We start from the raw sequence: 20,152 nt of genomic DNA on the forward strand, positions 1-20,152 counted from the left end.
TCCTAAGTCTTTATTGATTCGATGCTAATTGTACCACTATTTCAGTTCCCGTTTCAATAAACGACCCGGCAGTTAAACTTTGCTCTGTCACAAATCCTTCACCATTAATGGACAAATTTACACCAGTCAGTTCTGCCAGCCTCAACAAATCATTTCTGGACCAGCCGGTCAGGTCGGGTAGTGTCATAGCCCCGTTTGTCAGAAGCAGAATTCTTTGAGATTCATCGATTTGAGAGTCCACAGCTGGGGACTGCTGAACAATCCGGTCGCCAGTCCCTATAATACTATGTTCAACAAATGCATCACTTAACTCCGCTAGAGCAGACTGCGTATTTTCATCGATATAACTGCTCATTTTAGTCTGTTCTAACTCAGTTTCATCTAAGGACGTATCTTCAGCAGAATAGTACTCCAATGCGCGTTTCATAACGGGATTGAATATTTTCTGTACTGCCTGACTCCCATGAGTAATAGTATTCAATTCAGGTTGCTGAACCGTCACATAAAAAATCAGTTCCGGATCATCCGCAGGAGCCATTCCTACAACTGAGAAGACATGGTTTTCAGCACCAGTCAAGTATCTTCCAGTGTCTGGATCCGAAATTTGAGCTGTCCCTGTCTTAGCAGCTATCTCAAATCCATCAATGTCATAGCCTCTCGCCGTTCCATTTTCATTGTATACTGTTTCTTTCAAATAATGTAAAGTTTGTTCAGCAGTTTCAGGTGTTAAGACCTGTGACGTTTCATCTGCTTGTCCCTCTTCTCCATTCATAACAAGGTGTGGGTCGACCATCACTCCGCCATTCGTAACAGCTGAGAAAGCTTTAAGCATTTGAATCGGCGTAACGGCTATCCCTTGTCCAAAAGCTGTGTTTATTTTTTGAAGGGGCCATTCGTATGGATTGCTCCCGCTGGCTTCACTCGGCAGTTCAATACCAGTCCGCGTTCCAAAACCATAGTTGTCCAAATACGTTTTCCAGGTGTCATGCCCCATTTCTTCAACTTGATGAACAAAGGAGACATTACTGGAACGTGCCAAACCTTCCAGATGGCTGATCGTTCCCCAGCCTTCTCGTCTGACATCTCTAACTGTTCCGCCGCCCACTTGAATCTGACCTGATTTGTAGTAGTCATTAGGATGGAAAGTTCCTTCCTGAATCGATGCAGCCAAAGTCATTACTTTGAACGTTGAACCAGGTTCGAAAGTATACTCGACGAGCAGATTCTGCCAGGATTGATCTATTCCTTCCTTGGTTGTTGCGTTGAAAGTTGGACGCTGTGAAGTGGCTAAAATTTCACCTGTCTTAGCATTCATAAGGTTAGCCGTTATATACTCTGGATTATGTTCCTGATTAACTTCTTCAACTATGCTTTCTAAAAATATTTGAATTCGGCGGTCGATTGTCAGTGTAATATCTTCACCATCCTCCGGCAGGACTTCTTCTACTTCCTGATCAGGAATGATGTAACCGAAACGGTCGCGCTGATTTCTTATCCAGCCGTTTTCTCCACTTAAAAGATCGTCAAATTGTCTTTCGATACCTAATACACCTTGAACCTCATTATCTTCTTCATCATTTTTTTGCGCCAAACCGATAGTGTGAGAGGCAAAAGTCCCATTAGGATAAAGTCTGCTTCTACTTTCCTCGAAAGTGATCCCAGTCAACTCAGCTTCTGTCAGTTCATTTTCGATGGCACTCATCGTTTCATATGTTAAATTCGTGCCTGCATTACCAAACTCCACCTGTTTATTATCAAGAATCAACCGATTATAGATATCTTCTTCTCCCATAGCTATATGTCTGGATAAGACTTGAGAAACAGTTCTCGGATCTTCAACATGCTGTGGTCTGTTCGGTGTAGACCATTCATCAGTTAAAACAGCTACCATTTTGTATGTAGTTGCATCCGAAGCAATTGGATTCCCATTTCTGTCATATATAGTCCCTCTTCGGGCCTGAAGCACATTATTTCTAGTGTACAGTCTCTCTACGTTAAGACGAAGATCTTCACCATTCACTTCTCCCCTTACCATTATCCAGGTAAACCTGAAAAACAATGAACAGAAGAGAACAAAGCATAGAACATACATGAAAACAGCTATCGATTTTCTGTTTCTGAACGGACTGTTTTCTCTGACTTTTCTTTTAAACTGCTTCATCTGAATACATTCCTGATTTGGTCTTCATTCATTTCCAGATCAAAATCATTTGCAATAGAGTAAACTCTGTCATATCTAGACAGTTCCTGAACTTTCTGCTCGTAATTCTCATTTTCGATCTGAGTAACGACAGACTGCGACTGAACGTCCTGAATAGATCGATTGACTGTTGACACCTGCATAGATAATGCGATATGAGCAACTGCCAGTCCAAATAAGATTATACCAAAAAAGCTCATAACAGCTGATTCAAGTCGCGTAACACCTTTTGTCTGAGGATTTAGTTTATGTACTTTTTTCGGTTCCTGTTGTGGTTGTGGCTGCACTAGTGGCTGGTGTTCGGTTTCCGGTTGTCTGGCAAGGTTATCATTCATCATTGCACTCACTTCTCCTTTCTAAATTTTCTCTAGTAATTAATCCGTTTGTTTTTCTGCAATTCTTAATTTGGCACTTCGCGCACGATTATTCTCTGACAACTCTTCTTCTGATGGAATAATCGGTTTTTTATTGATCAGTTTCAATTTTGGCTGTTCGTGATCAGGAATCACCGGTAACCCACGTGGCAAGTCCGGCATCTTCGAATACCCTTTGAACAGTTGCTTGACGATCCTGTCTTCAAGTGAATGGAAGGTAATGATGCTGATTCGTCCGTTTATATTCAACACCTCTACAGCGGCTTCAAGCGAGTCCTCCAGGGAGCCTAATTCATCATTCACAGCAATCCTGAGAGCCTGAAAGATGCGTTTTGCAGGATGCCCTCCTTTTCTTCGTGCAGGAGCAGGTATCCCCTCTTTAATAATATCTACGAGTTCCTGTGTGGTATTAATTGTTCTTTCTTCGCGCGCTGCTTCTATTTTACGGGCAATCTGTTTAGAAAATTTTTCTTCTCCATATCTGAAAAATATCCTGACTAGATCATTAAAGTCCCAATGGTTGACAATCTCATGAGCCGTCAACTCTTGTGTCTGATCCATTCTCATGTCCAGTTGAGCATCATTATGGTAACTAAAACCTCTTTCCGTCACATCTAACTGTGGAGACGATACACCCAAATCGTACAGAATGCCGTCAACTTTGTTTACGCCTTTAGCTTCAAGTGCTGCTTTAATATTTCTGAAATTCGAGTGAATAAATGTAATTTTCCCCTGGCTGATCTCATCACTTAATACATCTTCAGCATGTGCGATAGCCGTCTGATCCTGATCAAAAGCAAATAAGTGACCCTGGTCATTTAACTGGTCTAAAATCAAACGAGTGTGACCGGCCCCACCTAGTGTGCAATCCACATATATTCCGTCAGGCTTTATATTTAGTCCCTCAACTGTTTCTTTAAGTAATACTGTATCGTGTTTAAATTCTGTCATGTTGATCCCCCATTATTAAAACCCAAAATCGATCATTACCTCAGCAATCTCTTCAAACGATTCATTGGCTTCTTGAGAAAAAGCATCCCATCTTTCTTCGCTCCAGATTTCTATCCTATCTGAAACACCAATTACGTAGCAGGCTTTTTCCAGTGAAGCATGATTTATCAAAGGATTAGGGAGATTAATGCGTCCTTGCTTATCTAATGAACATTCAGTAGCTGCGGAGTATAAAAACCGCGTAAATGCTCTTGATTCTTTTTTTGCAAGTGGCAATTGTTTCAGCTTAGACTCCAAAGTAGTCCATTCAGCCATAGGATAGCCAAATAAACACCCATCTAAGCCCCGGGTAACAATGAAACGTTCCCCCAGATCCTCTCGGAATTTGGATGGAATTATCAAACGACCTTTCGCATCGACATTGTGCTTGTATTCGCCTAATAACATTTCATTACCCCCTCTCCCCACTTATAAGGCTAAGTCTACCACAATGCCCCACTTTCCACCACCTCATTTAAAAAAAAATACACAATTGTAATCTGAGCATAAAATCCCTTTCATTTTAGACAAAATAAAAAAAGCCCCATCAGCAGGGCATCCCTACTGATTGGAGCTTTATTGAGGTAGTATGAAGACACTACACAGTTATCTGATAAAGAGCTATGAGGCCAACAGCTACATGTGTGACCATTAAGATGAGAAAGACATATCTCCACCACAACCTGAAAAAGAGATAAACGCTCAAAGAGCGCTTAACAAATGTCTGTTGTGTAACTAATGCAATACCCAGAACAGAAACAAGGATTATAATGTAGGGAACAATGTTGAACTGCAGTACCATTCTTCCAAACGCATAAATAAGTATGACGAGATAGGGTATCAACAAATCGACTACCTTAATCGGGATACTGACTAGTTTGAACTGCGCATTTAATCTTCTCGAGAAAAAAAGTACTGCAAATGGCGAGATATAAAAAAGAATCAACGATGTATCAATTGTCACAGAACCTATAGCGCTCACTTCCCCTCATTAGATTGATTGAAGACGATATCAGAAAAAGCGCTCATGAGTATTCTCATAAACGCTTTTTCCTATACTCTTCTATTCTTATCTGAAATTAGTGATAAAGATTATGCGTCTTTACTAATAACCTCTTTGCCTGCGTAAAATCCGCAAGATGAGCATACATGGTGGTTACGTTTAACTTCACCACAATTTGGACAATCGCTCATGTTTGGAAGATCCAATTTGATATGAGTACGTCTTTTTGCTTTTCTGCTAGTAGATGTTCTTCTTTTAGGTACTGCCATTTTCCAACACACCTCCTTAAAAGGTTTCATTTCTAGATTCAAATTCTACTCATCTTTATCTTTAAAAAGATCTTTCAATGCAGCAAATCTAGGGTCTCCTTCACTATCGTTTCCACTATGTGGCTGATTGTGATATTGTTCTTCGCCTAGAACATCCCAGTCCTTACCACTAGGCATTGTATCTGACTGACGTTCTTCTTCAGTATAAACCTGAGTAGGTTTATTAGTTAAAATAGCATCTTCGATTGGTTTCTGTAAGTCAAGAGTGTCAGTAGTCAATTCTTCGACTATTTCACCCTCTGTGAATGATTCAATAGAAACTGGTGAATCCTGTGGTAAGTAAATTTCAGAAAAAGGAATGGTCAATGTAACATCGACAGGTTCCAGCGAACGGGATGAAGGAAGCGTTAATAAAGCGGTAAGTACCAAATCAACGTAAAACACTTCATTTTTTTCGTTTGCAAGCGATCCTTTTACTTGAATAGACTCCACTGAAAGAATTTCTTTATCTCTATTTTTCAATGACTGTTCAAAATCAACCGATCCATCCAATTGTAGTGGATGATCCTGATATTTTTTTAATTCGTTTAGTGCCCATTTGGTTTTCATTGACTTTCACCTCAGTGTTTGTCGGTAATTTCTGCTGACTTTCATCAGAGTAACTGCTCATAAACCAAAGGTTCATCCTGATACTTGGACAACAAAAATAATTATACTAGTTTAAGTCTTTAATGTCAATAAAATTAATAGGTTTTGTATAAAAGTCTTGATCATCAATTCTGCTTTTTTCCGCCAGCCGGTATAGATTTCCAGCTCTGATATCTTGAGCCAGCATAGTTGCTGTTTTCTTATTTACATTTGATATCAACTGCACAGTAAATTTACTTTTGGACTGGTTGATATAGGCTTGTCCTGCGCTGGTGAACCCCAATAACCTGACCGCATCGATTTTACCCATTCTAACAGACATGCTTTCCCTGGAGTTATTCATCAGTATATGAAAACATATCCGCTGCAGACTGACCCAGGTCAACTGTTTTGTCTTCACTTTCTCAAGCAGTTCTTCCATATTAAATGCCGTACTTATTTTTTCTTTGAACCGGTATTCCAGACCTGTTTCCATCATATACATATTCCTGAGCTCTTCGGTGGGCAACAGTGTAATCTGATAATTTAAATAGGGAAAGAAATCATTCCATGACACTACTGGACGGCTCTCAAGAGAGTCTATCGTCCCTGCTGGAGCGAATCGCTTCAGTTCCTGCACAGTGCTGTCCTGTTTGATTAAGGCTGCCCGAATGGCTGTGGCACTGGCAATAGACTGCTGAGAATCAAGATCCCTGTCATGATACTGACTGTTTAAGCGTGATACCGTTTTGATTGCCATAGGATACTTATGTTTTCTGATTTCCTTTGCATAAGCGAAGCCGAGTATATTATTAGGTAATGAAAGATCCAATGGGAAATTACTGAAGTAAGTGCTAAGTACCTCATTAAAGTTATGTGCATATGTCTGATTCTTCTGGTGAGTCGTTTTAAACAATTTATCCAATTCACTTTCATGTTTAACATACAGATCGGCTGCTTTTTCAAAGGCTTGACTATCGCCATCCTCACTCCCAAAACACAGCACATCACAATTGAGGCTGTTCAGTATTGAAACAGCTCCTTCAGCAAAATAGTCTGCCGGCTGTACACTGAAATCCACAGGAAGCTCAATAACGATATCAGCTCCATTTTGCAGAGCAACTTTAGCTCTCGACCATTTATCTGAAATAGCCGGTTCCCCTCTCTGAAGGAAATTGCCGCTCATTACTACTATAATGACATCAGCGCCTGTTTGTTTTCGTGCTTCCTTAAGGTGATATAAATGACCATTATGAAAAGGATTGTATTCAGCTATTACACCGCATATTTTCATGGTTATCTCCCTATTTTCGCACTTCAAAGAACCAGCGTCTGCTGTCTGCAGGTAAATTGTCCTGGAAATCACCCGTTACATTAACCGATTCAAATCCGGCCAGTTGAAGCAGATCGGTATAGTCTTCCAGAGGATACGTACGTTCTTTATGAACTTCCTCAAACCGTTCATATTTATTTTCTTCAGTTTCTACAAAAAAAGTCAAATGGTGCTCAATTGACAAATCGTGTTCTCCCTCATAACTATCCCAAAGAAATACAATAGTATCCACTTCAGCATGATAAGAGGTGTCCATGAACACATCTATTTGGGCAGGAGCGTGCACGTCAAACAAGAAGACACCTTCAGCGCTTAAAACACTATGGACTTCTTTAAACACCTTCAACAGCGCTTCTTTATCCTTCATATAGCAAAGAGCATCACTGTAACAGACGACTGAGTCATACTCAGGTAAATCACTTAAATCCATCATGTCCCTTTGAATTAATGGAAACACAACATCACTCTGCAGCTGCCTGTCATAAGCGAGACTGAGCATTTCTTCAGAAAGATCCAGGCCTGTAATGGGATACCCTTTTTCTTTCAACATGATTCCCAGTATCCCAGTCCCACAGCCCAGTTCCAGCAGAGATTTATCCGTTGGAACATTTTTCACCGTATAATCCAGCCAATTATCGTACAGAGTATCATCCATCAACTGATCATACACTTTTGCAAACCAATTATAACTCATTAGCTGATCCATTCACTGACATCGACTTGCTCAGCATCTGACCATAGACGTTCGAGTCTGTAGAAATCTCTTTCTTCCTGACTAAACAGATGGATGATTACATCCCCTAAATCGATCAATATCCATTTTGAATCATCTTTACCTTCTATACGCTTGATTGGCTGACCATTTTCTCCTGCAGCATCAAGTATGCCTTTGGCGATAGCATCTAATTGTCGGTTGTTATTGGCGTGCATAATGACAAAATAATCCGCTAATAACGATACATCTTTCATATCCAGTGCCAAAATATCTTCTGCAAATTTTGCATCTGCTGCTTTTACTACGTATTCTAATACTTCAATTGACGAACGAGTCATCTTGGTCCTCCTTGTTTTTTACAGCCCAGGCATTGTAAGTTTCAATAGACTTGGGGTATATTCTAGTATTTCGTTTAACTAAACTACTTATCGTGTGTCGTGATATATAGGCGACTGCACTCTTTATATCAGTTTCAGCCAGTTCACGAGCATCCTCTACTCCCTTGAATGACCGATTGGGTTCTATAAAATCAGCGACGTAAATGATCTGTGCCACTTTGCTCATCCGCGGGGAACCAACCGTATGGTATCTGATTGCTTCTAAAATCTCATCATCTTCAATATTGTATTCATTTTTCATTAGTACAGCTCCGAGAGGTCCATGCCATATATTGCTTCCATATTGAAGCATGTCCAGGTCCAGATTCTCACTGATAATAAGATCACGCATTTCTTCATCCGGCTTTTCTTTCGCATAATCATGAGCAAGTGCAGCGATGCTGACCTTCTCATAATCTGCTTCATATCGTTCCGCCAGTTTGAGCGCCGTTTTTTCAACTCTTAAAATGTGTTTGAACCGCCTCTTACTAAGCGTCTGCTCCATAATATCAATGAGTTGACTTCTTGTAAGTTCACTGTAATTTTGAGAGTAAATAAGTTTATTATTCTTCATTCTTATAAAGACCTTCGCTTTCAATATACTTCTCAGTTTCTGAAGTCACTAGATACCTGATGGAGCATCCATCTGCAACTTTCTGTCTTATCAGACTGGAACTGATGTTAATATCAGGCACATCGATCATGATAACAGGATAATGTGTAATGTTACTGTATCCTGGTCTGTTTACAGCAACAAATTGAACCAGCTTAACCAGCTCATCGATCTTATACCAGTTGGGCAGATCTTCAACCATATCGGCACCAATTATAAAATAGAACTCTGTATCCGGGTCAGTTTCTTTTAACTGCTTAATGGTATCATAAGTGTAGCTTTTTCCTTTACGCTCAATCTCCCTCAAGTCGATTTCAAAATGCCTATTCCCATCCAGGGTACCTTTCAGCATAGCAACACGATGTTTAGAGTCGAGCGTGTTTTTCTTAGTCTTGTGAGGGGGGGTGTGTGAAGGTAAAAAGACAATCTTCTCAAGGCCAAGCTGATCCCTCACATGTTCGGCTATGATTAGATGGCCTATATGCGGAGGATTGAACGTCCCTCCTAACAGACCCACTTTCTCAGATGGATTGGCTTGCAATACCTCAGCTTCAGTGAGCAGTTCAGGTTCAATTGTCTTGGAAACAAGGTTACTCACTATAAACACCTGCCTTTAATTTGATTTAGGTAGTTTTGAGGAATAATACTGATACTTTTCTTCATCTGCCGGCATAAAGAGAACCAGTACTTTCCCGATTGTCTGAACAACAGTGATGTCAGAGTGTTCTTCAATAAATTCTTTTGCTTCAGCAGTTGTCCATTCAGTGTTTTGCAGCAGCTGAACTTTCATCAGCTCTTTATTTTCTAAAGATTCTTCAAATTCTTTGACCATTTCTACCGTCAACCCATTTTTTCCTATTTGGAAAAGTGGTGACATCTCATTAGCACTAGCTCTTAAGAATCGCTTTTGTTTACCTGTTAATTTCATAATTTCCCTCTTTCCAGATTAAATTAGTCTTTTTCTCATTAGTACATCTACACCCTTAGGTGCCCATGCCGCTATTTTAGTATTCGCTTCGTCGACTGATATCCATCCTAATCCTGAGAAGACGATATCAGCAGGTCCAGAAGTTGAAAATTCAACTCTTCTTAATTCCTGCAGATCACTGCTGTGAGATGGTGGAGACAGCAATTCCCCTTTTTGATTCGCATAAAGCTCGTCAGCTTTATCTGTTTTAGTACGGTGAATGTAAATGTCATTTGATACATATGACACAAAAGACTGATTACCGCTTCCTGCTAAATAATCAAATCTTGCCAACCCTCCAAGGAATAAGGTCTGCTGTTCATTCAGCTGATACGTTTTAGGCTTGATTTCTTTTTTCGGTGTGACTTTCTTAATGTCTTCAGGAGACAGATAATAGGACAATTGTGCCGGCTGGATCACTCCTGGGGTATCGACAAGCACACGTTTGTCATCTAACGGTATTTCAATTTTACCTAATGTTGTGCCCGGGAAGTAGGACGTTGTCACTACATTTTCTTCATCTGTTGCAATACTGATAATCTGGTTGACAAGTGTCGATTTCCCCACATTCGTCGTACCGACAATATAAATGTCTTTCCCTTTTCTCTCTTTTTCAAGTTCAGTCATCAGATTACTGACTGCTTCTTTATCAAGCGCACTGATCAGGTAAACACTTTTTGGTCTTAACCCTACTAAATGGGCTTGCTCAGTAATCCACTGCTTCATTTTTGATTGCTTTAGTGATTTGGGCAGTAAATCGACTTTATTCCCCACGATCACTAACGGATTACTTCCAGCAAATCGCTGAATACCCGAGATAATACTTCCATTGAAATCAAAAATATCGACCATATTAACGATCAATGCATCTTTATGACTCAGCTCATGCAGCATATTCAAAAAGTCCGCATCTGTCAGTTCAACATCCTGCACTTCATTGTAGTGCCTTAGACGAAAACATCTCTTGCAGTAGACGGCTTCTTCATTTGCAGCTTTTTCCAGGGTCTTTGCGGGTGCAAAACCTGATTTTTTTTCATCAATGTCTTGAAGCACTGCTCCGCATCCGATGCATTGCAACGCTTCATCATGTTGTTTCTCTGTCATGTAAGCTCCCTCTCCACTTCATATCGGGATTTTTTTTAATCAGATAATTCATTATCTTCAATTCAACAAACCGGTTCAGACGGGTATTCCATGCATCTGAATCAAGGATAGGTTTCACAAGGACACTTGCGATCCCTGCATGATTAGCGCCTTTTATATCAGTAATGATCTGATCTCCGACCATCAGCACTTCGTCTTTTTTTAGACCGAATTCATCCAGAGCTTTATTAAACCCTCTCTGGAATGGCTTTACTGCATTAGGAACAAACTCCAATTCTAAAATGCTGGCTACTTTACCTACACGTTTTCTCGTATTGTTTGAAAGGATAATGACTTTAATATTATTCTCCTTCATTAACTCAATCCACTCGATCGTTTCTTCAGTTGCCTGCGGATTATTCCAGGCTATCAATGTATTATCCAAATCTGTCAAAACGGCTTTAATATTTTCCTGTCTAAGCTGTTCTGGCGATATCTGGTATATGGATTCAACCATCCATGTCGGTTTAAAGCTTTTTAGCATTCACTTCCTCCTGTCCCTGAGCCTTGATATATTAGCCGGTGTTCTATTCTAAAAAAAAGGAAGCACACAAAGCACTTCCTTTTGTGCACTTCTTAATCTTCAGTAGATGTAGCAGGTTGAACAAGTTCTAATATTTCTACAGCAACATAGTCAATGTTGTCAAATTCATATGTCTGCTGAGCTGTGCGATCTTCCAGTTCATACATCTTTGATTTTGCATCATAACGCACGATACACTGTTCTTTTCCATCTTTTTCAAACCGGCGTACTTGTACCTCATCCGACTGATCTTCACGCATCGCTTCTAATCTACGAATTATAGGTATTAATTGGGATGGTTTCATATGCTTTCCCCTTCCTGCTTCTTTTAATCTTTACTTCCCTATTTTACCAGAATTCACCGCGAATTACAGTAATTGTGTTAGGGTTTCGAAAATTAGAGGAGCCCTAGTATACTCACAGAGAAAAAAGCGAAGTTTTATTAAAATCTGTTAAGAATTTATGATAAACTGGAACAAATCGAAAAAAGGATGATGACTATGAGCAAATCGCTTTTCAATACTGAAGTACTAAAATCTGAAATCTCGCAGATCAGACAATTTGACGAACAAGTGTCTGAATTCGGTGATTTAATCAGACTTACCTTGGGACAACCAGATTTCCCAACGCCTTATCACGTTAAAGAAGCTGCCAAACGTGCCATAGATGATGATTTTTCATTTTACACCCAGACCGCGGGTTATATGCTGCTGAGAGAAGCTGCTGCCGATTTTGTCAAAGAAAAATACAATTTATCTTATGATCCGAAAGACGAAATTCTCGCAACGGTTGGTGCTACCGAAGCACTGGCTGCTGTTTTATTAACGTTACTTAATCCTGGAGATAAAGTCATTATTCCATCTCCCTTTTTCTCACTGTATGAGTCACTAGTCCGCTATGCAAAAGCCGAACCCATATTCATTGACACATCGGATAGTGGGTTTATAGTAGATCCTGACGTTTTGGACGCCACTATGCATGAACATAGGGATAACCTGAAGGCCGTTATTTTCAATTACCCGAATAACCCTACAGGTACGACGTGGAATAAAGAGACTGTTGAACGCATTTCCACTATCTTTGAAAAGTACCCTGAGACAATTGCCATCAGTGATGAAATTTATAGCGAAATCGTTTATGATCAGCCATTCGTTTCTCTTGGAGAGCACTTGAGAGAACAGACCATCGTCATTAATGGATTGTCTAAGTCACACGCCATGACTGGCTGGAGATTGGGACTGATATTTGCTCCTCGTTACCTCACAGAGCAGATCGTCAAAACCCACCAGTCACTCGTCACGAGCGCCTCCAGTATTACGCAGTTCGCGGGTATAGAGGCATTGACGGTTGGTAAAGATGACGCACTTCCTATGAAGGAACAGTATCAGATAAGAAGAGACGTTGTGATTAAAGCATTGCGGTCCCTGGATTTTGAGATTGCTGAACCAACCGGCGCCTTCTATATATTTGCTAAAATTCCAGAAGCATTCGCTCAAACTAGTTTTGACTTTTGTTACGCCCTAGCTAAAGAAACAAAAGTAGCCATCATTCCCGGTAGTGCTTTCGGTGCAGCTGGAGAAGGGTATGTCAGAATAAGTTATGCTGCCAGTCTGGAAAACATTACTGAAGCTATGGATCGAATAACCCATTACGTAAACAGTAAAAGATAAAAAAGAGGATGAGACAAAAGTCTCCAATAAAAATGCATTCCCTTTCCATTTCCTATTTATAGGAATATAGTGGGGAATGCATTTTTTAATTATTTTTTTAGTGTATGTGGGTATAAAATTTGCTAAACTATTCTATTTCCACAACCTCTTTTTCATTCCCACCATAACCTGATCAAGGCCTGGGTTCCGTCATTCTCAAATCCATTATCCTGAAGTTGATCATATAGCGCTTTGGCTTTTTTAGTTCCTGGCAAATCAATAGCCATTTTCTCTGCTTCTTCCAGAACAATTTTCAAATCTTTTATGAAATGCTTTACAAAGAATCCTGGAGAATACTCTTCTTTTAAAATTCTCGGCCTGTAATTAGCCAGAGACCAGTTAGCGGCAGCACCACCATTTAATGTCCTGATGACTTTTTCCAAATCCAGTCCAGCTTTTTGTGCATAGACCAGCATTTCTGTCATTCCAGTCATTGTACCGGCTACCATTATCTGGTTGGCCATTTTAGTATGCTGTCCACTACCAGCAGGCCCATGTCGTTCGAGCGTTTTCGAAAAAAGAGACATGATTTTTTCAGCTTCAGTGAATGTCTGCTCGTCTCCCCCGACCATTATAGTCAAGGTCCCATTCCTGGCTCCTAAATCTCCCCCTGAAACAGGAGCATCCAATGCACTCCCCCCTTTTTCAGCGGCGGTATTGTATATCTTTTCAGCCAGTGAGGGGGTGCTCGTAGTCAAGTCTATCAGAATTTTGCCTTTCATGTCATTTTGAAATACGCCTCTTTCACCATAATAAACTTCTTCCACATCCGAAGGGTACCCAACCATCGTAAAGATCACATCAGAGTCCCTTGCTACCTCTTTTGGCGACTCTTTCCATTCAGCCCCCAATTGAACCAAGTGATCCGTTTTCTTTTTTGTCCGATTGAAGACAGTCACTTCATAGTCATTTTGAAGCAAATGCTCAACGATAGAGCTACCCATTACACCCGTTCCTATAAACCCGACGCGTTTCATAGTGATCCTCCTCGTATTATATGCTTATATATTAAAAACAGACTGAACCTAAGTTACCAGTCCAGTCTGTTTGATATTAAGCTAGGTATTGATTGACCAAGTCAACTACTTCTTCTGAAGTTGAACACTCCGAAAGAGCTTTGGCCGATAATTCTTTCATTTTGTTTGAATCCAATGTTTTCAGTAAACTTCTTGTTTTAAGGATGCTTGTCGCACTCATTGAGAATTCATCCAGTCCCAGACCAACAAGTAATGGAACGGCAATTTGATCGCCTGCCATTTCTCCACACATTCCAGCCCATTTGCCTTCGTTATGTGCAGCATCAATTACACCTTTGATCAGGCGTAAAATAGATGGGTTATATGGTTGATACAGATAGGAAACTCTCTCATTCATACGATCTGCAGCCATTGTGTATTGAATCAAGTCATTTGTTCCAATACTGAAGAAATCTACTTCTTTGGCGAACTGATCAGCTAATACCGCTGCTGCTGGTATTTCGATCATGATCCCCACTTGAATAGAATCAGAAACAGCTGTTCCTTCTTCGATCAATTTTGCTTTCTCTTCTTCCAGTATCGCTTTTGCTTCTCTGAATTCAGGTAAAGTAGCAATCATCGGGAACATGATACGTAGGGTTCCGTGAACAGATGCTCTTAATAAAGCTCTTAACTGCGTCCTGAAAATACCATCCTGATCCAGACTGACACGAATAGCACGGTATCCCAGGAAAGGATTCATTTCCTTTGGCAGTTCCAGATATGGCAGCTCTTTATCTCCACCAATATCCATTGTACGAACAACTACAGGTCTTTCTCCCATTCCTTCAAGAACTTTTTTATATGCTTCATACTGATCATCTTCAGAAGGCAACTCGCTTGAGTCCATGTACAAGAACTCTGTACGGTACAACCCGACAGCTTCTCCACCATTACTGTTCACACCCTCTAAATCTTTGGGCGTTCCAATATTGGCAGCCAATTCAACATGTTTACCATCTTTAGTAACACTTGGTTCGTCTTTCAGACGATCCCATTCCTGTTTTAACTGTGAAAATTCCTCAGCTTTTTTATTAAATGCTGCAGTATCCTGTTCTGAAGGATTGATGAATACTTCTCCTTCTATACCGTCAACAATTAAATAGTCCTCTTCAGTCACGAGCTCAGTAATGTTCTTTGTTCCAACGATTGCAGGAATCTCAAGAGACCGTGCCATGATAGCAGAATGAGATGTTCTTCCCCCAATGTTAGTTACAAATGCTTTAACATATTTTTTGTTCAACTGTGCAGTATCACTAGGTGTCAAATCTTCAGCAATGATGATGACTTCTTCTTCAATGGTAGCTGGTGAGGGAAGAGTTACATTCAGTAAACGCGCTAATACACGTTTTCTGACATCTCTGATATCTGCTGCACGTTCCTGCATATACGCATTATCTTCCATGCCTTCAAACATCGCAATAAATGTATCCGTTACTTGTTTAAAAGCAAAGTCGGCGTTAACCTTTTCATTGTCGATAACGGCATGAGTCTGGTCAATCAGATCAGGGTCTGACAGTACCATGGTATGTGCATCAAATACTTGTGCTTCTTCTTCACCTAATGATTCAGCTGCAATAGCACGAATCTTAGCTAACTGTTCTTTAGATTCATCGATTGCTTTAGACAGACGCTTTTTTTCAACATCTGTATCTGTAACGCTAGTTTTTTCAACAGTTAAGTCTGGCTCGATAAGTAAGTAGGCCTTAGCTTGAGCAATTCCGTCGCTCGCTGCAATTCCAGATACTTTAGAGGTCATTATTCAGCCATTCCCTCGTTTTTAATAGTCTGTTCGATTCCTTCGATTGCTTCAGCTTCGTCTGCGCCTTCAGCAGTGATAGAAACGTCTGCACCTTTACCAACACCAAGTGACATAACACCCATGATTGATTTCAAGTTAACAGATTTACCTTTATATTCCAGTGTAATATCTGAGTTGTATTTGCTTGCAGTCTGCACCAATAGTGTAGCTGGTCTTGCGTGAATTCCTGTTTCTGCTGTTACGCTGTAATCTCTTTTTTCCATTATGAATTCTCCTTTTGATAAAAGTTAATATGGTAGAAAACAATAATGCGTAAGCGCTTCATGAACATCAGATCGCTGCACCAAAATGTTCATAGCTCAACACACTGCCCTTTCTTCCTATACAGATTACCATTTTTTTCCTATAGCTACAACTATTTTTTACTAATTAATGATTTCATACTTGAAAGTCAAAATAGGTCAGAGTATACTGTTAGATGTAATAGTCAGTATTGGTCAAAAACTTGCTGTAATCAGGTAAGTGTTTCAACTGACCTTTTGCTAATTACTTTGTATAATAAACGTATAGATAAACGAAAGGTAGGTTCTATTTATGATATGTCAACGATGTATGGAACGAAATGCTACCATTCACTTAACCACTAGTGTGAATGGTCAACGACGAGAAATCAATCTATGTCAAAAATGTTACCGAGAAATCAAACTTCAGGAACAAAGAGGCCTTTCCAATCAGGCAAACCAGCCAGATCCATTTGGCTTTAATCAATTTGATGATTTTTTCAAAGCACTGTCTCAAGGAATGACTCCTCAAGGCACACAGCAGAATCCTAATAGAAATCAGAATGTGGCTGGCGGAAACCAACCCCCTCACAACGGTGGCAAACGTGGAGGCCTCTTAGGTGAATATGGAGTAGATCTGACACTAATGGCTAAAGAAGGTAAAATCGATCCAGTCATAGGTCGAGATAAAGAAATTGAACGCGTCATCGAAATCTTAAACAGGCGTAAAAAGAATAACCCCGTCCTTACAGGTGAAGCCGGTGTGGGTAAGACTGCAATAGTTGAAGGACTTGCCTTGAAGATTATCGAAGGAAATGTACCGCAGAAACTTCAAGACAAAGAAGTCATTCGCCTGGACGTTGCTTCACTGGTTCAGGGCACCGGTATTCGCGGGCAGTTTGAAGAAAGAATGCAGCAGTTGATGAATGAACTGAAAGACAACAGAGACATTATCCTCTTCATTGATGAGGTGCACGAACTGGTCGGAGCAGGCACTGCCGAAGGAAGCAGTATGGATGCAGGGAATATTTTGAAACCCGCATTGGCTAGAGGCGAACTGCAAATGGTTGGTGCGACTACTATAAATGAGTACAGAAAAATTGAAAAAGATCCCGCACTGGAAAGACGACTTCAACCAGTCCGTGTAGACGAACCCACACTTGAAGAAACCTTGACTATTTTAAAAGGAATCCAAAAGCAGTATGAAAATTATCACCATGTCCATTTCACTGAAGCGGCAATCAATGCAGCAGTCGAATTGTCGCATCGCTATATCCAGGACCGTTTTTTACCGGATAAAGCAATAGACCTGTTAGATGAGTCCGGGTCCAAGAAAAACCTGACCATTCAGACAGTAGACCCTGCCGCTCTGGAGGAAAAAATTAAAGAAGTCGAAGAGATGAAACAATCTGCTTTAGATGAGGAAGATTATGAAAAAGCTGCTTTTTACCGCGATCAATCGGTTAAATATAAGGAAATGATTGAACAGCAGACTTCAGATTCTGAAGAACCTGAAGTGACTGAGCAGGATATAATTAATATAATCGAAATAAAAACCGGGATTCCAGTTGGAGATTTAAAAGAAAAAGAACAGAAACAGCTGAAAGACCTCGATCAATCTCTCCGACAGCATGTTATTGGTCAGGATGAGGCAGTCACCAAAGTAGCTAAAGCCATCAGAAGAAACAGAATTGGACTGAGACAGAAAAATCGTCCAATAGGGTCCTTCATGTTTGTCGGCCCTACTGGTGTAGGGAAAACAGAATTGGCTAAAACACTGGCTCTTGAACTATTTGGAAGCAAAGAGTCCTATGTCCGATTAGATATGAGTGAATACATGGAAAAACACAGCACGTCAAAACTGATTGGATCTCCTCCCGGCTACGTTGGATACGAAGAAGCTGGTCAGCTGACTGAAAAAGTGAGAAGAAATCCATATAGCCTGATTCTAGTCGATGAAGTTGAAAAAGCTCACCCTGACGTTCTCCATATGTTCCTTCAGATATTGGATGACGGTAGATTAACAGATGCCCAAGGACGTACAGTCAACTTTAAAGAAACAATCATTATCATGACCAGCAACGCCGGCACGACTAATGTGGAAGCGAGTGTTGGGTTCGGTGCTCAAATGAGCGGTCAGCAGCAATCGATTTTGAACCATTTAGGCGACTACTTCAAACCTGAATTTCTGAATCGTTTCGATGGGATTGTTGAGTTCCACTCATTGACTAAAGAAAATCTTCTGAATATTATCGAATTAATGTTGAAAGACGTTAATGAGGCGCTAAATCTTCATTCCATCAGTCTGACAGTGGATCAGTCAGCTAAAGAAAAACTGGTAGATTTGGGGTATGACCCTAAAATGGGAGCTCGTCCATTACGAAGAGTCATAGAAGAACAGATTGAAGATAAGATCGCAGAATTCTATCTGAATAATCCTGAACCTGGTCATATTATTGCCACAGTAGATGATGATGGCTTAATACAGATTCAAAGAGAAGAAACAACAGAAAAAGAAGGAAATTCACCAAAAAATGAAGACACTTCTTCAGAAGACGGCGACTAAGTCCATTCGTCAGATCACATAAAACAAGCCTTCAATGCTGAAAGTGCAGCATTGAAGGCTTCTTTTTTTATAGTAATGCAGTTAATTCAACTTCAGGATATTTGTCACTGAACCATCTCATTGCAAACTGATTCTCGAATAAGAACAACGGGTTATCAAAGCGATCTCTAACTAGCATATTCCTGCTTGAGCCCATATTTTCATCCAATTGTTTCGGGTCGACCCATCTTGCTATACGACTGCCTATTGAAGTCATAACTACTTCTGAATTATATTCATTATTCATTCTGTGCTGGAACACTTCAAACTGTAATTGTCCCACTGCGCCAATAATATACGTTTCGGTATGATAAGACTTATACAATTGGATAGCACCTTCTTGTACCAGCTGATTGATCCCTTTATGAAACGACTTCTGTTTCATGACATTTTTAGCTTCTACTCTTACAAATAGTTCTGGTGTGAACTGAGGAAGATCTTTAAATGTAACATCTGTTTTACCGGAATAAATTGTATCTCCGATCTGAAAATTACCTGTGTCATAAAGTCCGATGATATCTCCGGCTACAGCATCTGTAACGGCCTCTCTACTTTCAGCCAAAAACTGAGTAGAATTGGATAGACGCATTTTCTTGTTTGATCTGGAGAGGGTAACATCTATCCCTTTCTCAAACTTACCTGAACATATTCTAAGGAAAGCTATTCTGTCTCTATGATTTGGATCCATATTAGCCTGTATCTTGAAGATAAATCCAGAAAATTCTTCATCGGTCGGCTGAATGATTTTATCCTCTTTCGTTTCTTGTGTCGAAGGTTCAGGAGCAAATTGGAGGAACGTTTCCAGGAATGTCTGAACCCCAAAATTCGTCAAAGCAGATCCGAAAAATACCGGAGTCAGTTTCCCTCTACTGATTGCTTCTTCAGAGAACTCATTACCCGCTTCTTTAAGGAGCAGGGCTTCTTCCAGAACCTGATCATATAAACTTTCATTTTTCAGTTCATGCTCGCCTTCTATTTCGCCTTCATCGTTTAAGTGAATGAACCGCTCTCCACTGTTCATTTCTTCCGGTCTGAACAATTCGATACGATTATGATACAAATCGTAAAGTCCCTTTAAATTCTTACCCGAACCGATAGGCCAGTTCAATGGATAAGCATCGATTTCAAGCACTTCTTCCAGCTCTTCGATTAGTTCAAGCGGTTCTCTTCCGTCTCTGTCCAATTTATTCATGAACGTGAAGATAGGGATGCCTCTCATCCGACAGACTTTAAATAATTTTTTCGTCTGTTCTTCTATCCCCTTTGCACTATCAACAACCATTACTGCAGCATCCACTGCCATAAGGGTTCTATAGGTATCTTCTGAGAAGTCTTCGTGCCCGGGCGTATCCAATATATTGATTCGCTTATCATCATATTCGAACTGCATAACCGAACTTGTTACAGAGATTCCTCTCTGTTTTTCAATTTCCATCCAGTCTGACTTGGCAAATTTACCACTTTTCTTCGCTTTTACTGTCCCAGCCTGTCTGATTGCCCCACCAAATAACAGCAACTGTTCAGTGATGGTTGTTTTACCGGCATCCGGATGGGAAATAATGGCAAATGTTCTTCTTCTATTAACTTCTTTTGCTAAATCTTTTTTATTTATCACACGTATACTTCCTTATTCTAATATAGTATT

22 protein-coding genes are annotated in these 20,152 nt (G+C 40.2%); 2 read left to right on the forward strand and 20 right to left on the reverse strand.

The genetic code is table 11. From position 1 onward, the window contains the following. Window positions 1–10: 10 nt before the first annotated feature. The 16 genes from CLV38_RS01720 to CLV38_RS01795 all read right to left on the reverse strand — a co-directional run bounded on the left by CLV38_RS01720 (window position 11) and on the right by CLV38_RS01795 (window position 11,439). Window positions 11–2,161 carry a penicillin-binding transpeptidase domain-containing protein gene (locus CLV38_RS01720; protein WP_106190675.1) on the reverse strand — a complete coding sequence of 717 codons (2,151 nt, stop codon included), beginning with the start codon at window positions 2,159–2,161 and terminating at the stop codon, window positions 11–13. After that, window positions 2,158–2,538, reverse strand: a complete 381-nt coding sequence (gene ftsL, locus CLV38_RS01725; protein ID WP_106190678.1) for a cell division protein FtsL — start codon at window positions 2,536–2,538, stop codon at window positions 2,158–2,160. Before ftsL ends, CLV38_RS01720 begins: the two co-directional genes overlap by 4 nt. Before the next feature lie 36 nt (window positions 2,539–2,574). Then, entirely contained in the window at window positions 2,575–3,525 is a 951-nt protein-coding gene (gene rsmH / locus CLV38_RS01730; RefSeq protein ID WP_106190681.1) for a 16S rRNA (cytosine(1402)-N(4))-methyltransferase RsmH, read from the reverse strand. Between the two features lie 15 nt (window positions 3,526–3,540). Further along, window positions 3,541–3,972: a division/cell wall cluster transcriptional repressor MraZ gene (mraZ, locus tag CLV38_RS01735; RefSeq protein ID WP_106190683.1), complete on the reverse strand. Its 432-nt coding sequence runs from the start codon at window positions 3,970–3,972 to the stop codon at window positions 3,541–3,543. A gap of 190 nt (window positions 3,973–4,162) precedes the next feature. Beyond that, window positions 4,163–4,546, reverse strand: a complete 384-nt coding sequence (locus CLV38_RS14165; protein WP_106190685.1) for a DUF3397 family protein — start codon at window positions 4,544–4,546, stop codon at window positions 4,163–4,165. 110 nt (window positions 4,547–4,656) lie between these two features. Continuing rightward, complete coding sequence (gene rpmF, locus CLV38_RS01745; RefSeq protein ID WP_106190688.1) at window positions 4,657–4,836, reverse strand: 50S ribosomal protein L32; 180 nt, start codon at window positions 4,834–4,836, stop codon at window positions 4,657–4,659. A gap of 45 nt (window positions 4,837–4,881) precedes the next feature. Next, window positions 4,882–5,445: a YceD family protein gene (locus CLV38_RS01750; protein WP_106190690.1), complete on the reverse strand. Its 564-nt coding sequence runs from the start codon at window positions 5,443–5,445 to the stop codon at window positions 4,882–4,884. A 106-nt stretch (window positions 5,446–5,551) separates the two neighbouring features. Beyond that, window positions 5,552–6,757 carry a nucleotidyltransferase gene (locus CLV38_RS01755; RefSeq protein ID WP_106190693.1) on the reverse strand — a complete coding sequence of 402 codons (1,206 nt, stop codon included), beginning with the start codon at window positions 6,755–6,757 and terminating at the stop codon, window positions 5,552–5,554. A 10-nt stretch (window positions 6,758–6,767) separates the two neighbouring features. Further along, on the reverse strand, window positions 6,768–7,490 hold the full coding sequence (locus CLV38_RS01760) for a class I SAM-dependent DNA methyltransferase (RefSeq protein WP_106190696.1): 723 nt from the start codon (window positions 7,488–7,490) through the stop codon (window positions 6,768–6,770). Further along, the gene (rsfS, locus tag CLV38_RS01765) at window positions 7,490–7,849 is read right to left on the reverse strand and encodes a ribosome silencing factor (protein ID WP_106190698.1); all 360 of its coding nucleotides are present in this window, start codon (window positions 7,847–7,849) and stop codon (window positions 7,490–7,492) included. The genes CLV38_RS01760 and rsfS overlap by 1 nt, the downstream gene beginning before the upstream one ends. Continuing rightward, window positions 7,830–8,462: a bis(5'-nucleosyl)-tetraphosphatase (symmetrical) YqeK gene (gene yqeK / locus CLV38_RS01770; protein WP_106190701.1), complete on the reverse strand. Its 633-nt coding sequence runs from the start codon at window positions 8,460–8,462 to the stop codon at window positions 7,830–7,832. The genes rsfS and yqeK overlap by 20 nt, the downstream gene beginning before the upstream one ends. Next, window positions 8,452–9,099, reverse strand: coding sequence for a nicotinate-nucleotide adenylyltransferase (locus CLV38_RS01775; RefSeq protein WP_106190703.1), 648 nt, complete (start codon window positions 9,097–9,099; stop codon window positions 8,452–8,454). The genes yqeK and CLV38_RS01775 overlap by 11 nt, the downstream gene beginning before the upstream one ends. Window positions 9,100–9,114: 15 nt before the next feature. Next, window positions 9,115–9,429: a ribosome assembly RNA-binding protein YhbY gene (yhbY, locus tag CLV38_RS01780; RefSeq protein WP_106190706.1), complete on the reverse strand. Its 315-nt coding sequence runs from the start codon at window positions 9,427–9,429 to the stop codon at window positions 9,115–9,117. A gap of 18 nt (window positions 9,430–9,447) precedes the next feature. Next, window positions 9,448–10,572, reverse strand: a complete 1,125-nt coding sequence (yqeH, locus tag CLV38_RS01785; protein WP_106190708.1) for a ribosome biogenesis GTPase YqeH — start codon at window positions 10,570–10,572, stop codon at window positions 9,448–9,450. Then, window positions 10,553–11,095, reverse strand: coding sequence for a YqeG family HAD IIIA-type phosphatase (locus CLV38_RS01790; RefSeq protein ID WP_106190710.1), 543 nt, complete (start codon window positions 11,093–11,095; stop codon window positions 10,553–10,555). The genes yqeH and CLV38_RS01790 overlap by 20 nt, the downstream gene beginning before the upstream one ends. Window positions 11,096–11,187: 92 nt before the next feature. Next, window positions 11,188–11,439 (reverse strand): YkuJ family protein, encoded by a 252-nt coding sequence (locus tag CLV38_RS01795; protein ID WP_106190713.1) that lies wholly within the window; start codon window positions 11,437–11,439, stop codon window positions 11,188–11,190. Window positions 11,440–11,634: 195 nt separating this feature from the next. Between CLV38_RS01795 and CLV38_RS01800 the strand changes: the two genes are divergently transcribed. After that, window positions 11,635–12,804, forward strand: a complete 1,170-nt coding sequence (locus tag CLV38_RS01800; protein WP_342751963.1) for an aminotransferase class I/II-fold pyridoxal phosphate-dependent enzyme — start codon at window positions 11,635–11,637, stop codon at window positions 12,802–12,804. Window positions 12,805–12,956: 152 nt separating this feature from the next. On the opposite strand, the gene CLV38_RS01805 is transcribed toward CLV38_RS01800, so the two are convergent. From CLV38_RS01805 to CLV38_RS01815, 3 genes are all read right to left on the reverse strand, one after another. Next, complete coding sequence (locus tag CLV38_RS01805) at window positions 12,957–13,826, reverse strand: NAD(P)-dependent oxidoreductase (protein ID WP_281260030.1); 870 nt, start codon at window positions 13,824–13,826, stop codon at window positions 12,957–12,959. Between the two features lie 70 nt (window positions 13,827–13,896). Next, on the reverse strand, window positions 13,897–15,618 hold the full coding sequence (gene ptsP / locus CLV38_RS01810) for a phosphoenolpyruvate--protein phosphotransferase (RefSeq protein ID WP_106190721.1): 1,722 nt from the start codon (window positions 15,616–15,618) through the stop codon (window positions 13,897–13,899). Then, a complete protein-coding gene (locus CLV38_RS01815; RefSeq protein WP_106190724.1) occupies window positions 15,618–15,884 on the reverse strand; it encodes a phosphocarrier protein HPr in 267 nt (88 codons plus the stop codon). The genes ptsP and CLV38_RS01815 overlap by 1 nt, the downstream gene beginning before the upstream one ends. 331 nt (window positions 15,885–16,215) lie before the next feature. Between CLV38_RS01815 and CLV38_RS01820 the strand changes: the two genes are divergently transcribed. Next, entirely contained in the window at window positions 16,216–18,468 is a 2,253-nt protein-coding gene (locus tag CLV38_RS01820; protein ID WP_106190726.1) for an ATP-dependent Clp protease ATP-binding subunit, read from the forward strand. Window positions 18,469–18,535: 67 nt separating this feature from the next. Here the strand turns inward: CLV38_RS01820 and CLV38_RS01825 are convergent, their stop codons facing one another. Then, window positions 18,536–20,119 (reverse strand): peptide chain release factor 3, encoded by a 1,584-nt coding sequence (locus CLV38_RS01825; protein WP_106190824.1) that lies wholly within the window; start codon window positions 20,117–20,119, stop codon window positions 18,536–18,538. Window positions 20,120–20,152 lie beyond the last annotated feature (33 nt).

The sequence above is a fragment of the Alkalibacterium olivapovliticus genome (assembly GCF_003003275.1).
Classification (GTDB): Bacteria; Bacillota; Bacilli; order Lactobacillales; family Carnobacteriaceae_A; genus Alkalibacterium; species Alkalibacterium olivapovliticum.